Origin of the sequence: Ensifer adhaerens, assembly GCF_020035535.1 — a bacterium.
GTDB lineage: Bacteria > Pseudomonadota > Alphaproteobacteria > Rhizobiales > Rhizobiaceae > Ensifer.
In genome coordinates this window covers 2,792,772-2,810,331 of the sequence record NZ_CP083350.1, presented here as the reverse complement: position 1 = coordinate 2,810,331, position 17,560 = coordinate 2,792,772, and the positions used below count along the sequence as shown (strand labels likewise).

Below are 17,560 nucleotides of genomic sequence, written 5' to 3'. Positions count from 1 at the left end.
ATGTCTCCTACGCGGCCAAACGCATTACGTCCTCGTTTCGGACAGAAGCGGCAAATCCTTGGCAAAGTCGTCAATATCGGCCCAGGGATCGCCAAAAGTATCCAGAAGTCCAGGCAGCGAAGAATAGTTCAAATCCTCCGGAGCGTCGATAGCCTCCAAATCAGGCCAGTTGAGTGGCGTCGAGGCGGGCAGATTCGTGCGTGCACGCAACGAATAGGGTGCTGCCGCCGTGTGGCTGCGGGCATTACGATGGAAGTCGATGAATATCCGCTTGATGCGGTTTTCCTTGCCCATCGTTGTGGTGAAGGTCTGGGGCGCAGTCGCCGCCAGACGCGTCGCGATTGCGCTCGTCGCGTTGTGCGTCTTCTTCCAGTCGAGTTTCGGTTTCACCGGCACGACGATATGGATGCCGCTGCCGCCAGACGTCTTCACGAAAGGAACGAGGCCCAGCGCCTCAAGCTCATCACGAATATGAACCGCGGCCTCGACCACGTCGCGCCAGGCGATGCCCTGGCCCGGATCGAGGTCGAACACGACGCGATCAGGTTTCTCCAGCCGTTCGCGCTTCGTACCCCAGGCATGAAGCTCTATGACGCCGAACTGCGCCAACGCGAGATAGTCCTTCGTGCCTTCGATCGAGAGGAAGGACTTGCTCTCGCCTTCTGAATTGGCCGACATGAAGCTGACGATCGAAGGCGGCATGCCGGTGAAAGGATGACGCTGGAAGAAGCAATCCGCGTGCTTTCCGGTTGGACAACGAAAGAGCGAGACCGGCCGGCCAAGAATGTGCGGCAACATGAAGTCGCCGACAAGCGCGTAGTAGACGGCAACATCGAGCTTGGTCGGCCCGGATCTGCCGAACACCCGGCGGTCAGCGTTGGTCACCTGGATGCTTGCAAGATCCGCATCCGTGATCAGCCGCTTGCGCGGCGCCCGTGCCGGCGCCGAAAGCTCGACGTCGCGCAGCCCCTTGAACACGGCATGACGCAGGAGATTGTCGGTCGTCCGGTTGGAGTAGTGGATGCGAGCGCTCAGCACCGGCCGAACCCAGGTGATTTCCCTTGGTGCACCCTCGAGCGCGGTGGCATCGCCGCGCAACGCTTCCAGCCGGATGAGCAACTGCTTGGCGGTCTCCGCATCGAAACCGGTCCCGACCTTGCCGCGGTAGTGCAGCTCGTTCTCTTCCCATTCTCCGAGAGCGAGAGAAGCAAGACCTTCGGCTGCCTGCGAGGTGGTATAGCCGGCGATCACGAAATCACCGAACTGAAGCGCCTTCGTCTTGGTCCAGGTCTGCGTGCGACCGCTCCGGTAAGGTGCCGAGGCGCGCTTCGAGACGATCCCTTCCAGCTCCAGCTCTGAGGCGTGCTCGTAAAGTCCACGCCCATCACCTTCGACATGGTCGCTGTACTGGATGGCCGAGCGACTGGACACCTGCCCTTCGAGCAGTTGGGCCAGCAGCGCCTTGCGTCTTTCCAGCGCGACCTCGGTCAGGCTCCATCCGTCGAGATGGAGGATATCGAAAGCATAAAAGACGAGCTTGCTGTCGACGCCGGTCGAAAGTGCGTCCTGCAAAAGCCCAAAGCGGCTGATCCCCTTGTCATCGAGCACGACGATTTCGCCATCGATGATCGCTTCGCGGCAGGGCAGCTTCCGAAACGCATCAGGCAGATCGCCGTACCGCTTCGTCCAGTCCAGCCCGCTGCGGGTGATCAGCCTCACGTTGCCGTCCGAGATATCCGCCATGGTGCGATAGCCGTCGAACTTGATCTCGTGGAGCCAGGCCTCCTTGCCCGGCGGCGCGCTCGGCGGCTTTGGTGTCGGGCTGGCAAGCTGCGGCTCGATCCGAGGCGGCTTCGGGCCTTTCACCGCGCCCGGCAAGGCGCCGGGTTTGAGAACGGCCCATTTCGCTGGCTTCTTCGGCTGCTCAATCAGTTCCTCGATCCGCCGTCCGCTTTTCACGCTTTCGGGACGTAATGTCAGGATGTCAGCATCAGCGTCCGCCGCAAGGTCATGCTCCTTGAAAAGCAACCAGTTACGCTGGTCTTCCTCACCCGGTTTCGATTTCAGCCGCGTCAGCATCCAGCCGCCATTGAGCTTCTCGCCGGCCAGTCGAAACTTGAAAGCCCCGGTCTTCAGGCTCTTTTCGATATCGTCCATCGGCGCCCAGACGCCGGCATCCCAGACGATCATTGGACCGCCGCCATACTCGCCCTCCGGAATGACGCCCTCGAAATCGATATAGTCGAGCGGATGATCTTCGGTCTCGACCGCCAGGCGCTTGTCGGCCGGGTTGAGCGACGGCCCCTTGGGAACCGCCCAGCTTTTCAGCACGTCACCGACCTGAAGCCTCAGATCATAGTGATCGGCGGTGGCATGATGCTTGTGCACGACAAAACGATTGCCCTCCCCGCCGGTTCTTCCGGCAGGCTCGGGCGTCCTGGAAAAGTCCCGCTTGGCGCGGTAGGTCGTGAGCTTCGACGTCGCCATATAGCGAAGCTAGGGCGTGTTCCCAAAGGCCGCAATATCCCACCGAAGGCAGCCACCATGTATATGCCGGCTTCGGAAAACGTTTGCTTTCCTGCGTGATGCCGACTAAAAATCGCGAAAGAATTTGGAAAGTCGCGATGGTCGAAAAACAGAAATCGCCGCGATCCCGCGGTCGTCCGCAGGTCCGCTCCGACGACGAGACCCGGCAGGTGATCATCCTTGCCGCCGAAAGGCAATTCTGCGACCACGGTTACGAGACCGCCAACATCAACGTCATCGCCCAGAATTCCGGCGTCTCCACCAAGACGCTCTATCGCCTCTTTCCAACCAAGGCCGATCTCTTCGAACGTGTCATCTCCCTCAGGATCGCCGAGTTCGTGCTCGAAGCTGATGAGGAGCACTTTGACGCCGTGAGCTTGAAGACCGGTCTCGTGCGACTGCTCGCCGCCTATGGCCACCTCGTGCTGGCCGGAGACACGATCGCCATCATCCGCCTGGTGCTCGCAGAGGCCGAGCGCTTTCCGGAAATCGCCGCCACCTTCTGGGAGCGGGCGATCGAGCGGACGAACGCAACGCTGGAGCGCTGGCTGAGGGTGCAGTCGACTCACGGCCGCCTCGCGATAGACGACCCCCATATGGCGGCAGGTATCTTGCGCGGCATGATGGCGATGGAGCCGCAACGCGCCGTCATGATGGGCCGCATCCACGGCATCGATGAAGCGACGGTCATGGCGCGCGCCGAGCGTTGCGCAGAAATCTTTCTCAACGGAACCCTACCGCGATAGGTTGACAGGCCAAACTTCGGCATTGTCATCCAAGCGTCATCAAACTGTAACATCGGACCGTATAACTCTCCGCGCGGGAGCTCTCCCCGCCGGGCGCATGAGGCGTCGCGACCAGCCCTTCGGCATGGCCCATCTTCCCTCGCACGTCCGGTGATTGTTATGCGTTTGTCCGCGAAGCTACCCCTCGCAGCGGCGGCTCTGGCTGCCTTCTCCATCGCTGCCACCAGCCTTGCCGGCCTGACGGTCAGTGGCGACCTGTCGTCGCGCGCGGCGATCGAGAAGCTGGAGGCGCTCGCCGATGCTCGCCGAAACGAGCTTCGCCATTACCTCACCACCGTGGAAAACGATCTGCGCAATCTGCAGGCTCAGAAATCAGTATCGAAGGCGCTCAGCGACCTGAATGGCGCGGCCGCAAAGTTCGGCGACAAGGCCGAGAGCGAATTGCAACGCCGCTATCTGACCGAAAATCCCAACGCCGAAGACAAGCGTGCGCTCTACAGCACCGCCGGCGTCGACGACTACGACGCGCTCCATGCCCGTTATCACCCGTTCTTCCGTCGCTTCGCGGAAGCTCACGACTACCGCGACGTACTGCTTGCCAATCTCAGCGGTGACGTCGTCTACTCCCTCAACAAAAAGGGCGACTTCGCCGTCAACCTCAAGGGCGCGTCCTGGAAGGACACGGGGCTCGGGCGCGTCTTCCAGGAAACGGCCGAAGGAACAGACAAGAGCAAACTGGCCTTTGCCTCCTATGAGGCCTACGCGCCACTCGGCGGCAACGCCGCCGCGTTCATCGCCATCCCCTTGGAATCGATCGACGGCAAGATCGGAACCTTGATCCTGGAGATGCCCGACGCGCGCATCGCAGAGATCGTCGGCAACCGCACCGGCCTTGGCAACACAGGCGAAACGATCCTTCTCGACAGCGACGGCTTCTTCCTCGCCGACAGCGCTGCCACAACTGACAACGATATGCTCAAAGCCCGGATCGCGTCAGGCCAGCCGGCAGAAGACGGCATTGTCAGCAGCAAGCTTGCCGATTTCCGCGGCGAGGAAGCGCAGATGGCCGCCACCAGCCTTGACGCCTTCGGCGCCCGCTGGACCATGGCCGCGGTCATGACCTCGCGGGAAGCCTTTGCTGCCGTCACCGCCTTGCGCAACTGGACGCTCGCAACCGCGCTCGCCGTCCTTGCGGCAGCGCTGGTGATCTCCATCTGGTATTCGCGCCGGCTGACGCGCCCGATCACCGGCCTTGTTTGTGACATGAGCCAGCTCGCCGATGGCGACACGACGATCTTCGGCGTCGGCCGCAACCGCAAGGACGAGATCGGTGACATGGCCCGCTCCGTCCTCGTCTTCCGTGATGCGCTTCTAGACCGCGCCCGCCTTGAAACCGAGGCTGCGGAGACGCGCACCATGATCGAAGGGGAGCGGCAGACCCGCGAGGCGAGCCAGTCCGAGGTATCGCGCCAGATCAACGAGGCGGTAGAGATGCTGGCGTCTGGGCTCGAACGGTTGTCTCATGGTGATCTGACTGCCCGCATCGACCGACCCTTCGGCGCCGGTTTCGACCGCCTGCGCTCGGACTTCAACCTCTCGCTGGAGAGCCTGGCCGTCACCCTTGGCGACGTGAAGACAAGAAGCGCTGACATCGACGGCGAGACCGACGAGATCCGCGACGCCATCGATCAGCTCGCCAAGCGCACTGAACATCAGGCAGCAACGCTGGAGGAAGCGACGGCGGCGCTCAGCGCAATCACCGCCACCATCGGCCGCACCGCCGAACACGCCACATCGGCCACAACGATCGCGGCTGCCGCCAAGGCAAGCTCCGATCGCTCGGGCCAGGTGGTGATGAACGCCGTCAGCGCCATGGCCCAGATCGAGAAGGGATCGCTCGCGATCTCCCAGATCATCGGCACGATCAACGATATCGCGTTCCAGACCAACCTCCTGGCGCTGAATGCGGGGGTTGAAGCGGCCCGTGCAGGCGAAGCGGGCAAGGGTTTTGCAGTCGTCGCCCATGAGGTGCGGGAGCTGGCGCAGAAGTCGGCGCTGGCCGCACGCGAGATCAAGGCGATCATCACCACCTCCGCCGAGGAAGTGACGAAGGGCGTAACGCTGGTGCGGGCAGCCGGTGACGCGCTCGACGAGATCTCCGGTCAGATCCATGCGATCAACGAGCAGACTCAACAGATCGCCGGCGACGCGCGCGACCAGGCGAACGACCTCCAGCACATCACCCAGACCATGCTGTCACTGGACGCTGTGACCCAGCAGAACAATGCGATGGTCGAAGACAGCACGGCCATGACCCATCGGCTTTCAAGCCAGGCGTCTGGCCTGTTCGATCTGGTCGAGCGATTCCGAACGACATCCGGCGTGAAGCAAGAGACGGGGACCGATGCGCGTCTCCGCCTGATCGCCTGATATCCCTCCGGCCCCGCACGGTCACGGTCCGCTTGCCAAAGCGATGTCAGCCCGCCCTGGCAAGCGCCACGGCGTCGGCGCCGGCTGGGAAATGGAGCTGGGCGGACAGGTCGTTGGCCGCCCGCCACACAGCCTCGGCGACGTCTGCCTCCGTCGTCACCAAAGGCGGTGCGGCAAACTGCGCGAAGATGGGCGCTGCGAACTCGGCATAGGCCTCGGGGATCAGGTCCTCGACACGCAGAGCCGTGTTGTGGGCGAAGCGGGTCGTCGGCGCATAGCCCGGCTCCACCAGCTTGACGCAGACGTTGAACGCCGCCAGCTCGTGAGCAAGCGAACCGGTGAAGCCGCTGATCGCCGTCTTGCTGGCAGTATAGGCCGCGGCCAACGGCATCGAGGCAAGTGTCACACTGGAGGTGACGTTGACGACCACGCCCGACCGACGGGCGCGGAATTGCGGTATCACCGCCTGCGTCATTGCCATCACGCCGAAGGTATTGGTGTCGAAAACCTTGCGGACATGAGACATCGGCGTCACCTCGAAGGCACCCACGACGCCGACGCCGGCATTGTTGACCAGCGCGTCGATCGGGCCGCTTTCCTCGATCGCAGCCGCAATGCTGTCGGGATCGGTGACATCGAGGGCCAGGACACGCAACCGGTCGGCGCTCGGAAGGACGTCTCGCCGCGGCGTGCGCATCGTGGCGATCACGTTCCAGCCTTCGGCATGAAAGCGCCGGGCCGTTTCCAGCCCGTAGCCGGAGGAGCAGCCAGTAATCAGTACGGTCTTCATCGCGACTTCCTGTCCTTTGTTTCGATGGATAAGGGATATTCCCGCGAACGCGGACGATCTACGGCTTGAAGTCCTGATTTCATTTGCTATCGTCCTGATATGATCGATCCGCTCTCGCAGCTCATTCAACTTCTCCGCCCGCGCACGGTCTTCACCAAGGGCATCAGCGGCGCAGGCCGCTGGGCGGTGCGCTATGCCGACTCCGGACAGCCAAGCTTCTGCACGGTGGTCGAGGGCGCCTGCCGGCTCGCCGTCGATGGCGAGATACCCGTCACGCTGGAGGCAGGAGACTTTGTGCTGCTGCCGACGACGCCGGGCTTTACGCTCTCGGGATTCGAACCGGTTCAGCCGACTTTCATCGATCCCAAAGTGACCCCGGCTCCGACAGAAGAGGTTCGCCACGGCAGGCAAGACGGCGAACCGGACGTGCGCCTGCTCGGCGGCTATTTCGTCCTCGACTCGCCCGATGCCGGACTGCTGGTTTCGCTGCTGCCGACATTGATGCATCTGCGCGGGATCGACCGACTTTCGACGCTCGTACGTCTGGTGGGAGAAGAGGCGCGCGAAGATCGCCCGGGGCGCGACCTGGTTCTGGCGCGGCTTGTGGAAGTGATGCTTGTGGAGGCACTTCGCTCGATCCAGGGCGAAAGTGCGACGCCCGGCCTGCTGCGCGGTCTGGGAGACCCGCGGCTGGCGGCTGCCATTCGCCTGATCCATGCCGATCCGGCCCGTGCCTGGACCGTGGCGCAACTCGCGCGCGAGGCGGCACTCTCCCGCTCCGTCTTCTTTGAGCGCTTCTCCCGCGCTGTCGGCGTGCCGCCGATGGAATATCTGCTCGTCTGGCGCATGGCGCTCGCCAAGGATCTGCTGCGGCAACGCGATGCCGATCTCGCCTCCATCGCCGAACGCGTTGGCTACGGTTCCGCCAGCACTTTCAGCACCGCCTTCAGCCGCCATGTCGGCCAATCGCCGAGCCGTTTTGCGCGTATGGCCACTGCCTAGCGACGACCACGCTCGCCATTCGTGAGAAATCCCTCAAATGCCGGAGGCGGTCACATTTACACCCCGCTCGGTCGGCTATAGAGAGGCTTACCACCAACAGCGAACCTTAACCCATGCTCCGACGCCTCTATGATTGGACGATGTCGCTCGCGACACGCGAGACCGCCATCGTCTGGCTTGGCATCATTGCCTTTGTCGAAAGCTCGATCTTTCCGGTCCCCGCGGATCTGCTCCTCATCCCCATGGCGCTGGCGCGCCCGGAACGGGCATGGCGCTACGCGCTGGTCGCCACCGTTGCTTCGGTGCTTGGGGGTATCGCCGGCTGGTATCTCGGCCACTACGCCTTCGACACGCTGGCAAGGCCGCTCCTGGAGTTCTACGGCAAGCTCGACACCTTCGAGCATTTGAAAGCGTCGGTCGACTCCGAAATGTTGGCGTTGCTGCTCGTGACTTCGGGTCTGGCGCATCTGCCGCCGATCAAGGTCGTAACCATCCTCTCGGGCGCTGCCAACATCAACCTCGGCTTCTTCATCGTATCGGCGATCGTTGCGCGCGGTGCACGCTTCTTCCTGCTCGCATGGCTGTTGCGCCGATTCGGCGAGGAAATCCGCGACTTTCTCGAGCGGCGGCTCGGCGCATTGGCCGGCGGGGCGGCGGCAGTGCTGATCTGCCTTTTCGCCGCCCACCGCCTTTTCTACTGATCGATTCCCGCCCGCCCCTTTTCGAAGGCATCGAAGGGCGGGCGACGCCCTTCACTAACCGGCAGTGGGCAGGGAGAGCGGCGCCAGCGTCCGCATCCCACGGCCCTTCGGATCGTTTCCGGGCGCCTTGCGGCAGGCGTAGTCCTGCGCTTCCTGAAGCTTTGCAAGCGCGCCGTCATAGTCGATCAGGGTCGGCCGTCCGCCGCTGACGACACAGGTACCATCGACATAGACCCGCTCGATCGCCCGCTCGGCGGCGCAATGCAGGAGACTGCGCAGCGGATCGTAGACCGGCTGCATCGCATGGTGACGAAGATCAACCACGAGGAAGTCCGCCTTGGAGCCGACGGCGATGCGACCGATATCATCGCGGCCGAGCGCCCGAGCGCCGGCGATGGTTGCGGCTTCCAGAATGTCACCGGTCGCGACGTCGAAGACGGACTTGCCGGACAGCCGCGCGCAGATCATCGCCTGGCGCATTTCTTCCAGCATATTGAAGGGGTAACTGTCCGTTCCCAAAGCGACGTTGACGCCCGCACGCCGATAGCGGCCGACCGATTCCAGCGCCATGCCGCTCCGCGAGAAAGTGACCGGGCAGTGGGCGACGGTGGTCTGGCGATCGGCCAGGAGACGCAGGTCGACTTCCGTGCGCTGACGCGTCCAGGAATGGCTGTCGACGAAGATGCAATGGCCAAGGATCAGGTCCTTGCCGAGCAAGCCCAGGCTTTCGAGATATTGCACCGCCGTCAGCCCGTGCCGGCGCAGGAGCTCCTCGTGCTCAGCCATGGTCTGTGCCGCATGGATGGTGACCGGAACCCCACGCTTGCGCGCTGCCGCCACCGCATCCTGCAGCAGTTCCGGCGAGCAGGTCTCGATCTGCGACGGTGCCACGACGCCGCCGAGGCGGCCCGAGGGGTGGGCAGTCGCCGTATCGACGACCTCCAGAGCACGCTGAAACGCATCGCGTCCGCGCGCTTTGTCCCAACGGAAGTCGAGACGGTGGCTATCTTCGACATGCCACTGCGCCTCCCGGAAGCCCGGCGCGACGAAGGCGCGTGCGCCGCTTCGCGCGAGCGTCGGCAACCAGCTTTCATGCGGGCCGGCGATATCGAGCAGCGTGGTAACGCCGCTGCGCATCAGGTCGCCGACCATGACGGTCAGCGACGCCTCGATCGCGTCGTCATCGATCTCCAGAAGGTTGGAGTATTCGTAGAGCGCGTTGCCCCAAAGCGCTGCCGTGCCCATGTCCTCGAAGATGCCCTTGGAGATCGGCTCTTCCCCGGAGTGGCAATGGACGTTGACAAAACCCGGCATGATCATCCGGTCGCGGCCGGAACTCTCGCTGTGGTACGGCCCGTCATAGCTACCGCCGACGTGGACGAAGCCTTTGTCGTCGTAGGCGATGTCGACGTCGTGCAGGTAGACGTGGCCATTGCGCTCGCTGTCGAAGGCGACGAGCGTGTGCACATTGCGGATGACGTGGATTTCTTTAGTCATGCGTGGTCCTGAAATAACGTTCGAGGAAACGGCTGTAAGCTCCCATGAGAGCACTGAAAACGAAGTAGACGACGGCCGCGAAGACGTAGCCTTCCAGCACCGCGATGCCCTGCCATTCCGGATCGCGCATGGCGGTGCGGACGGTGTCGAGGAAGTCGAGCAGGCCGACGATGGTTACCAGCGTCGTATCCTGGAAGAAGCCGATGAAAAGGCTGACGAGCGGCGGGATGACCTTCTTTAGCGCCTGCGGCAGCACGATCTTGCGCATGATCTGCCAATAGTGCAGGCCCAGCGAATGTCCGGCCTCCACCTGCCCCTTGGGCACCGCCTGCAAGCCGCCACGAACGATCTCGGCGATATAGGCTGCGGCGAAGAGAATGATTGCCACCTGTGCGCGGATGAGCTTGTCGATAGTGATGCCATTGGGCATGAACAGCGGCAGCATGACCGTTGCCATGAACAGGATGCTGATCAGCGGCACGCCGCGCACGATCTCGATGAAGCTCACCCCCAGGATACGGATTGCCGGAAGGCTGGAGGCCCGGGCGAGCGCCAGCGCGATCCCGAGCGGCAGCGCACAGGCAAGCCCGATAAAAGAGAGCATGAAGGAGAGCGGCAGGCCGCCCCATTGCGTCGTGGGCACGACCGTCAGACCAAAGTACCCACCCGCCATCAACACATAGAGCACCGGGAGGACGACCGCGATCCAGGCGATCAACAGCCCCCGTCCCCAGACCCTGGGGACCATGGAGACGATGCAGGCACCGAGAAACAGGAGCATCGCGGTCAGCGGCCGCCATTGCTCCTCGAACGGATAGAAGCCGAAGAAGATGTAGCGCATCTTCGCCGACAGGAACGGCCAGCAGGCGCCGATCGTCGCCTTGCACTCCGCCGGCGTGCCGACGAAGGTGGCGTCGATGAACAGCCAGCCGATCGCAAGCTTGGCGAGCGCGAAGATCGTTCCAAGGCACAGGATGGTGATCAGCGCGTTGCCCGGCGTTCCGAAATAGGCGCTGAGCCAGCGGCCTTTCGGGGCCGGTGGCGCTTCGCGCTGGGACGTAAGCGACGGATCGCCGATGAGGGTATCGATCTGTGTCATGACTCAGCGCTCCCTCAGCGCGACCTTGGCGTTGTACCAGTTCATCACCAGCGAGATGAGGATCGACAAACCGAGATAGACACCCATGAAGATGGCAATGGATTCAATCGCCTGGCCGGTCTGGTTCATGATCGTGTTCGAGACCATCACCAGGTCGGGGTAGCCGATGGCGATCGCGAGAGAGCTGTTCTTGAAGACGGTCAGATAGGTGTTGGTCAGCGGCGGAATAATGATTCTGAGCGCCTGCGGCAGGATCACCAGCTTCAGAGTGCGCGCACGGGACAGGCCAAGCGCCGTCGCCGCTTCCCATTGCCCCTTGCTGACCGCCTGGATGCCGGCCCGGACGATCTCCGCGACATTGGCCGATACGCTCAGCGTCAACCCGAGGAGAAGCGCCACGAACTCCGGACGCAGGTGATAGCCGCCGCTCAGGCGAAACCGGCCGAGCTCAGGCACGTCCCAGGTGACGGAAATGTTGGCGAGCAGCAATGCCGCCACGAGCGGTAGAAGAAATGCGACCGTCGCGATCAAGGCGACCGGTCTGTCCTTGCCGCTAACGACGCGCTGGCGGCCGAGCATCCGGGCGACGAAGGTGGCCGCAACGATGCCGACAAGGATTGCCGTAACCAGGGCCGCAAACCCGCTTTCCCAGTGCAGCGCGGGCATGACCAGGCCGCTATTCGACAGGAACACACCCGGAAGCATCTGGATCGCCTGCTTGACCGGCGGAAACGTGGAGATGATCAGCGAGTACCAAAGCAGCAGATAGAGCAGTAGCGGCACGTTGCGGAGCGCTTCCACATAGGCAAGCATCAGCCGCGACAGAACGGGATTGTGAGACAACCGCCCGATGCCGACGAGCAGGCCGAAGATGGTGCCGAGGATCGCCGCGAGCAACGAGACCTTGACCGTGTTTGCGATGCCGACAAGGATCGCACGACCGATCGTATCGGTCGGTTCGTAGGTGATCGCGGTCTCCGTAATGACGAAGCCAGCTTGGCGCGCCAGGAAGCCGAAACCGGTCGCGATGTCCTGCTTGGCAAGATTGGCGCTCGCGGTGCTGAACATCACCCAGGCGACGAGCAAGACGAGGCCGACGGCGATCACTTGATAGAGATAGGCGCGAATGCGCGCGTCATAAAACAGGGGCATCGGCACCCGTCCCTTAGAGCATGATGATCTTGGGTCGGCGCGACCCAAAATCATAAATCTGATCGATTTTCATCGTTTAGAGCGGGGTGCGGGCGGAAAACCGCGCGCACTTTCCTCATCCCGCCCAGGGCAGAATGGGGAGAGGTGGGCCCGCACCGAAGCGCGGGCCCGTCAATCCTCAACGGAACGGCGGTGCGTAGAGCAGGCCACCTTCGCTCCAGCGCGTGTTCGGACCGCGCGTCAGGCCAAGCGCAGTCTTGGTGCCGAGGTTGCGCTCGAACACTTCACCGTAGTTACCGACGCCCTTGATGATGTTGTAACCCCACTTGTTGTCGAGGTTCAGCATCTTGCCGAGTTCTTCGTTGACGCCGAGCATGCGCTGGATCTCCGGATCCTCGCTCTTGGTCATCTCGTCGACGTTGGCCTGAGTGATGCCGCGCTCTTCGGCCGCCATCAGCATCCAGGCGGACCAGGAAACGATGTCACGCCAATTGGAGTCGTTCTGGCGAACGGCCGGCGCCAACGGCTCCTTGGAGATGGTTTCCGGCAGAACGACGTAGTCGTCCGGGTTGTTGGCGACGGCGCGGATCGAAGCAAGGTCCGAACGGTCGGACGAGATCGCTTCGCAACGGCCGGAGAAGAAGGCATTGCGGTTTTCGTCCGGGTTTTCGAAGACGACCAACTCGAACTTGCCGCCGATCGTGCGGAAGAAGTCGCTGAGGTTCTGCGCGGTCGTGGTGCCCGGCAGCGTGCAGATCGCCGCATCGGTCAGTTCCTTGGCACTGTTGACGCCGAGCGACTTCGGCACCATCAGCCCCTGGCCGTCGTAAAACACGGTCGGGCCGAAATCGAGCCCGAGCGACGTTTCGCGCGAAAAGGTCATGGTCGTCTGGCGCGACAGCATGTCGATTTCGCCGGACTGAAGCGCCTGGAAGCGCGTGTTGATGTTGGTCAGGACGAAATCGACTTTCTCCGGATCGCCGAAGACAGCGGCAGCCACGGCGCGGCAGACGTCGACGTCGAAGCCTTCCATGTGGCCCTTGGCATCAGCGGTGGCAAAGCCCGGCGTGCTCATCGAGACGCCACAGATCAGCTTGCCGCGCGCCTTGACCGTTTCGAGCGTCGTCGCCGCGTTTGCAGACGTTGCCGCCACAAGTCCGACCGCAATGCCCGCGACCGTCGCGCAGAGCTGCAGAATCCTGCTTTTCATGAGTTCCCTCCCATTGGCTGTCCTCGTTTTCGCCTGCCCAGGTCGCGCGATCCTCTTCGCACGCCTCCTCCTGAACCGGCTGGCACCGACGTTGTTTTTTCAGCGCCAACAATTGCATACGACAATAGAATACAAACATCAACATTATTGTATACAATATTGACGACCATGTGGACGGGAGCTATCGAGGATATTGGACATGTTCGGCCGGTCCTCGATCGGCCCGTTGAGGGGAGGCAACCTTGTCTGAGAAGTCGAGCCGCAGCGACGTCGTCTACAAGCTCCTGCGCCAGGCTATCCTGGAGCAGGCCTTGAAGCCGGGCACGAAGCTTTCCGAGGACACGATCGCCGATCACTTCAAGGTCAGCCGTACCAGCGTTCGCGCGGCCCTGGTCAGGCTGAACGCCGAGGGCATTGTCGAACTGAGAGCCAACAAGGGCGCTTGCGTAGCGGAGCCGACGCTGGAGGAAGCCCGCGATATCTTCGCGCTGAGACGCATGCTGGAGGCAGAGGTGATCCGGCGGCTGGTGGCCGATCTCGGCAGCGCCGACGTCAAGCGGCTGGAACAGCACGTGAAGCAGGAAGAGGCAGCCTTTTCCGATCACGGCCCACTGTCAATCCGGCTCGCGGGCGAATTCCATATTCTGCTTGCCGAACTCACGGGCTCGCAGGCGCTGACGCGCTTTGTCCGGGAGATCGTCTCGCGCTGCTCATTGATCCTTGCGCGTTTCGCCCGACTGCATTCGCCGGAGTGCGCCGTCGACGAGCATGTGGGCATCATCCGCGCGCTGCAATCGCGCGACACCGCCACGGCGGAACGGATCATGCTCGAGCATCTGGATGCGGTCGAGCTGCGCGCCGAACTCGATGTAGACAAAACCGAGCCGGATATCTCCGCCATTCTGCAACGTTACGCCCGCAAGGGTTGATCCCGTCTATCGCCGCCGGCGGTGTCGGCGGTCGAAGACACGACGTTCTTCAGTCGATCTGCGGCACCAACTGTCGCGCGGCAAGAATCCATGCGCGATATCTGCCTCCAATATCCTGCAACGATACCGGTGCGCCGGGCGGGTCTTACAAGGGAGGGAGTGAGCCATGCCAAGAGAACTGGAATTCATGAGCCAACAGGTGGCCGCAGGAAGGCTGTCGAGACGGGAGTTTCTCGGGCGCGCTGCAGCGCTCGGCGTGACCGTCGCGTCGGCGAACCTGCTGCTCGGGCAGGCGGCCCGTGCGGCCGGGCCGATCAAAGGGGGGACACTGAAAGCTGGCCTCGTCGGCGGCGAATCGACGAACAGCCTTGATCCCGCGACCTGGGCGAGCCAGGTCCCCTACACACTCGGGCGCTGCTGGGGGGAGCAGCTTCTCGAGGTCTCGCCGGCCGGTGAGATCGAGTACCGCCTTGCCGAATCCTACGAGGCAACGCCCGACGCCAAGACCTGGCGCTTCAAGATCCGCAAGGACGTCACCTTTCACAACGGCAAGGCACTGACCCCGGCCGACGTGGTGGCGACGCTTGAACGTCACGGCGATGCCGATTCCAAGTCGGCCGCCCTGCCCTTCGTCCAGGAATTCGAGACGATCAAGGCCGACGGCGACAGCGTGGTCATCACGCTGCGGGCACCGAACGCCGACCTGCCCTATGTCGTCAGCGACTACCACCTGATGATCCAGCCGAACGGCGGCAAGGACGACCCGACCGCGGGTATCGGCACCGGCCCTTACAAGGTCGTTTCCAACGAGCCGGGCGTCAAACACATTGCCGAACGCCACGAGGGCTACTGGGGCTCTGCCGAGCGTGGCCATGCCGACCAGATCGAAATCGCCGTGATCAACGATTCGACCGCGCGCACTGCAGCACTCCAGAGCGGCCAGATCCACATGATCAACCGCATCGAGCCCAAGGTCGTCGCACTGATCAAGCGCCTGCCGGGCGTCGTCATCCGCAACGTGCCGGGCAAGGGCCACTATGTCTTCATCGCCCACTGCAACACGGCGCCCTTCGACAACAACGATCTCCGGCTGGCGCTGAAATACGCCGTCGACCGCGAAGAGATGGTCGCCAAAGTGCTCGCCGGCTATGGCACCGTCGGCAACGACACGCCAATGATCAAGGGCTACCCGCTCTTCGACAATGACATCGAACAGCGGGTGTTCGATCCGGACAAGGCCAAGTTCCACTACAAGAAGTCCGGCCACAGTGGCGCAGTGCTGCTTCGGACATCCGATGTCGCTTTCCCCGGCGCGGTCGACGCGGCACAGCTCTTCCAGATGAGCGCCGCCAAGTGCGGGATCACCATCGACCTGAAGCGCGAACCGGGCGACGGCTACTGGTCGGACGTCTGGAACAAGCAGCCCTTCAGCATGTCCTACTGGACCGGGCGGCCGACGCAGGATCAGGTCTATTCCATCGCCTACCTGTCGAAGGCCGAATGGAATGACACGCGCTTCCAGCGCGAAGACTTCGACAAGCTCATCTTTACCGCGCGCGGCGAACTCGACACGGCCAAGCGCAAGGCGCTTTATCGCCAGGCGGCCGTGATGCTGCGCGACGAAGGCGGCGTCATCGTGCCGATGTTCAACAACTACATCGACGCGACCAGCGAAAAGGTCGGCGGCTGGGTCGATGATCCGAACGGCGAACTGATGGGCGGCCACGCGCTGACAAAGTGCTGGCTCAACGCCTGATCCGGATTGGGCAGAGCCGAAGGTCGGCGACGACCTTCGGCTCGTTTGGAGCGTTCAGAGCGCCTGACGCAGCGACAGCATGCCGTCGCTTGCGAGTTCCACCTCGATGTCATGGTAGCGGGCAAGCGTCAGGTGCGGAGTACCTTCTGCAGCCTCATGGGCGCCGGTGACGACGACGACGTCGGCGCCGGCTGCAATGCCGGCGAGAATTCCGGCAGGCGCGTCTTCGAAGACCAGGCAATCCTCCGGGCGCACGCCCAGACGCTCGGCCGCCATCCGGTACCCTTGCGGATCGGGTTTGCCGGCAGAAACATCTTCACCCGTAATCATCAGCTGCGGCGTCGGGATGCCGGCAGCGGCAAGGCGGCGCACCGCCAGATCGAGCGGCGCCGACGTGACGATCGCCCATTTTTCCGCCGGCAGGGAATTCAGGAAGGCGACAGCGCCCGGAATTTCAACGATACCCTCGACATCGGCGATCTCCGCGAGCGCCAGATCATGGGCTTCCTTTTCCGGATCGACATCGGCCAGCTCGAGATTGCGGATCGTATCGACGGCGCGAACGCCGTGGACGGTCTTTATGAACTCGACCGGGTCGATCCCGTTGCGCACGGCCCAGGCGCCCCAGACGCGCTCGACGACGGCCATGGAGTTCAGCAAGGTGCCGTCCATATCGAACAGCAGGGCAGCAAAATTCTTCGTGAACACGGATGAAGGCGCAGCGTCCAAGGCAATCCCCTGAGATGGTGAAACGGGCGGCAGCAGACATCGCCCTATGGAGAAGGCACACCTACTACCGGATGGCCCGGCGCACAATGAAATTTGCGCCGCAAGCGCCAGCGATGCCGCTCAGCTTGCAGCCTGGATTTGCGTTGCCATGAGGAAGTCGATCGGGCCACCCGGCTGATCGTCATCGAAGACGGCACAGGAGAGCACGCCACCGAAGACGGCGCCGGAGTCGACATTGGTGCGGTTGCCGACGGTGCGCGGATTGGCCAGGCTGGGCGTGTGCCCGTGGCAGAGATGCTTCCCCCAATAGTCGCCGGAATAGTCGTCGGGCCGCCTGATCCACAGGAAGATCTCGTCGCCTTGCTGCTCCAGCGGCAGCGTCTCGTCGATACCCGCATGCACGAATATGCGGTATCGTTCTACCAGGATCGTCGGCAGTTCCTTGATCCACTTCAGATGCCGACCGGGAACGACGCCGTTGTAGGAGACCAGCGTCTCCTGACCGCCGTTCATCAGCCACCAATCAACGTCGCTCTCGCCTCTGCTGGCACCCCATAGCATCTCCTCATGGTTGCCCTTGAGGGTCAGCCAGGTCCAACCGGGCTTGGACGGGCCGGCCATGACCAACTCGACGACACCGCGGCTTTCCGGCCCTCGGTCGATCAGGTCGCCGAGAAAGATCACCCTGCCCGCCGGCGCGTAGGCTTCAATCTCGTGCAAGAGCACGCGCAACTGGTCGAGGCAACCATGGATGTCGCCGATTGCGAAGGTGAGTTGCCGGACGGCCATGCGTCTACTCTCCACACATACTCCATGCCCCCGAACCGAGCCGATCCAAGGGAAAATATCGATAAATCAAAACACTATAGCAAGTCTTCCGTCGAAACGTATGCGCGCGATGTCGATTGAGACAACCGACTCGCGTCCAAGCGCCCGACAATTTTGCCGATAGTCCGCCGAAATGGCCGAAACTGGGCGGAGGCACGTTTTCGA

The 17,560-nt window shown here is 62.8% G+C and carries 14 protein-coding genes; 6 read left to right on the top strand and 8 right to left on the bottom strand.

The genetic code is table 11. From position 1 onward, the window contains the following. Positions 1-24 precede the first annotated feature (24 nt). On the bottom strand, positions 25-2,487 hold the full coding sequence (gene ligD, locus LAC81_RS32830) for a DNA ligase D (protein ID WP_223728786.1): 2,463 nt from the start codon (positions 2,485-2,487) through the stop codon (positions 25-27). A gap of 137 nt (positions 2,488-2,624) precedes the next feature. Here ligD and LAC81_RS32825 point away from each other — a divergent pair, with 137 nt between their 5' ends. Then, the gene (locus tag LAC81_RS32825; protein WP_223728785.1) at positions 2,625-3,272 is read left to right on the top strand and encodes a TetR/AcrR family transcriptional regulator; all 648 of its coding nucleotides are present in this window, start codon (positions 2,625-2,627) and stop codon (positions 3,270-3,272) included. Positions 3,273-3,431: 159 nt separating this feature from the next. After that, on the top strand, positions 3,432-5,702 hold the full coding sequence (locus LAC81_RS32820; protein ID WP_223728784.1) for a methyl-accepting chemotaxis protein: 2,271 nt from the start codon (positions 3,432-3,434) through the stop codon (positions 5,700-5,702). Positions 5,703-5,748: 46 nt separating this feature from the next. Here LAC81_RS32820 and LAC81_RS32815 read toward each other — a convergent pair whose 3' ends face one another. Beyond that, on the bottom strand, positions 5,749-6,492 hold the full coding sequence (locus LAC81_RS32815; protein WP_223728783.1) for an SDR family oxidoreductase: 744 nt from the start codon (positions 6,490-6,492) through the stop codon (positions 5,749-5,751). A 99-nt stretch (positions 6,493-6,591) separates the two neighbouring features. Here LAC81_RS32815 and LAC81_RS32810 point away from each other — a divergent pair, with 99 nt between their 5' ends. Further along, positions 6,592-7,494 carry an AraC family transcriptional regulator gene (locus LAC81_RS32810; protein WP_223728782.1) on the top strand — a complete coding sequence of 301 codons (903 nt, stop codon included), beginning with the start codon at positions 6,592-6,594 and terminating at the stop codon, positions 7,492-7,494. A gap of 113 nt (positions 7,495-7,607) precedes the next feature. Then, complete coding sequence (locus LAC81_RS32805) at positions 7,608-8,195, top strand: YqaA family protein (RefSeq protein ID WP_223728781.1); 588 nt, start codon at positions 7,608-7,610, stop codon at positions 8,193-8,195. 54 nt (positions 8,196-8,249) lie between these two features. Here the strand turns inward: LAC81_RS32805 and LAC81_RS32800 are convergent, their stop codons facing one another. From LAC81_RS32800 to LAC81_RS32785, 4 genes are all read right to left on the bottom strand, one after another. Continuing rightward, the gene (locus LAC81_RS32800; RefSeq protein ID WP_223728780.1) at positions 8,250-9,692 is read right to left on the bottom strand and encodes an amidohydrolase family protein; all 1,443 of its coding nucleotides are present in this window, start codon (positions 9,690-9,692) and stop codon (positions 8,250-8,252) included. Further along, a complete protein-coding gene (locus LAC81_RS32795) occupies positions 9,685-10,791 on the bottom strand; it encodes an amino acid ABC transporter permease (RefSeq protein WP_223728779.1) in 1,107 nt (368 codons plus the stop codon). The genes LAC81_RS32800 and LAC81_RS32795 overlap by 8 nt, the downstream gene beginning before the upstream one ends. Before the next feature lie 3 nt (positions 10,792-10,794). After that, a complete protein-coding gene (locus tag LAC81_RS32790) occupies positions 10,795-11,943 on the bottom strand; it encodes an amino acid ABC transporter permease (RefSeq protein ID WP_223728778.1) in 1,149 nt (382 codons plus the stop codon). Positions 11,944-12,121: 178 nt separating this feature from the next. Continuing rightward, positions 12,122-13,153 carry an amino acid ABC transporter substrate-binding protein gene (locus tag LAC81_RS32785; protein ID WP_113535111.1) on the bottom strand — a complete coding sequence of 344 codons (1,032 nt, stop codon included), beginning with the start codon at positions 13,151-13,153 and terminating at the stop codon, positions 12,122-12,124. Positions 13,154-13,395: 242 nt separating this feature from the next. On the opposite strand from LAC81_RS32785, the gene LAC81_RS32780 reads away from it, so the two are divergent. Both LAC81_RS32780 and LAC81_RS32775 read left to right on the top strand, forming a co-directional pair. Next, positions 13,396-14,082, top strand: a complete 687-nt coding sequence (locus LAC81_RS32780) for a GntR family transcriptional regulator (RefSeq protein ID WP_223728777.1) — start codon at positions 13,396-13,398, stop codon at positions 14,080-14,082. A gap of 166 nt (positions 14,083-14,248) precedes the next feature. Continuing rightward, on the top strand, positions 14,249-15,838 hold the full coding sequence (locus LAC81_RS32775; protein ID WP_223728776.1) for an ABC transporter substrate-binding protein: 1,590 nt from the start codon (positions 14,249-14,251) through the stop codon (positions 15,836-15,838). 54 nt (positions 15,839-15,892) lie between these two features. On the opposite strand, the gene LAC81_RS32770 is transcribed toward LAC81_RS32775, so the two are convergent. Both LAC81_RS32770 and LAC81_RS32765 read right to left on the bottom strand, forming a co-directional pair. After that, entirely contained in the window at positions 15,893-16,567 is a 675-nt protein-coding gene (locus LAC81_RS32770) for an HAD family hydrolase (RefSeq protein WP_113535114.1), read from the bottom strand. A gap of 120 nt (positions 16,568-16,687) precedes the next feature. After that, positions 16,688-17,356: a metallophosphoesterase family protein gene (locus tag LAC81_RS32765; protein WP_223728775.1), complete on the bottom strand. Its 669-nt coding sequence runs from the start codon at positions 17,354-17,356 to the stop codon at positions 16,688-16,690. Positions 17,357-17,560: the final 204 nt, after the last annotated feature.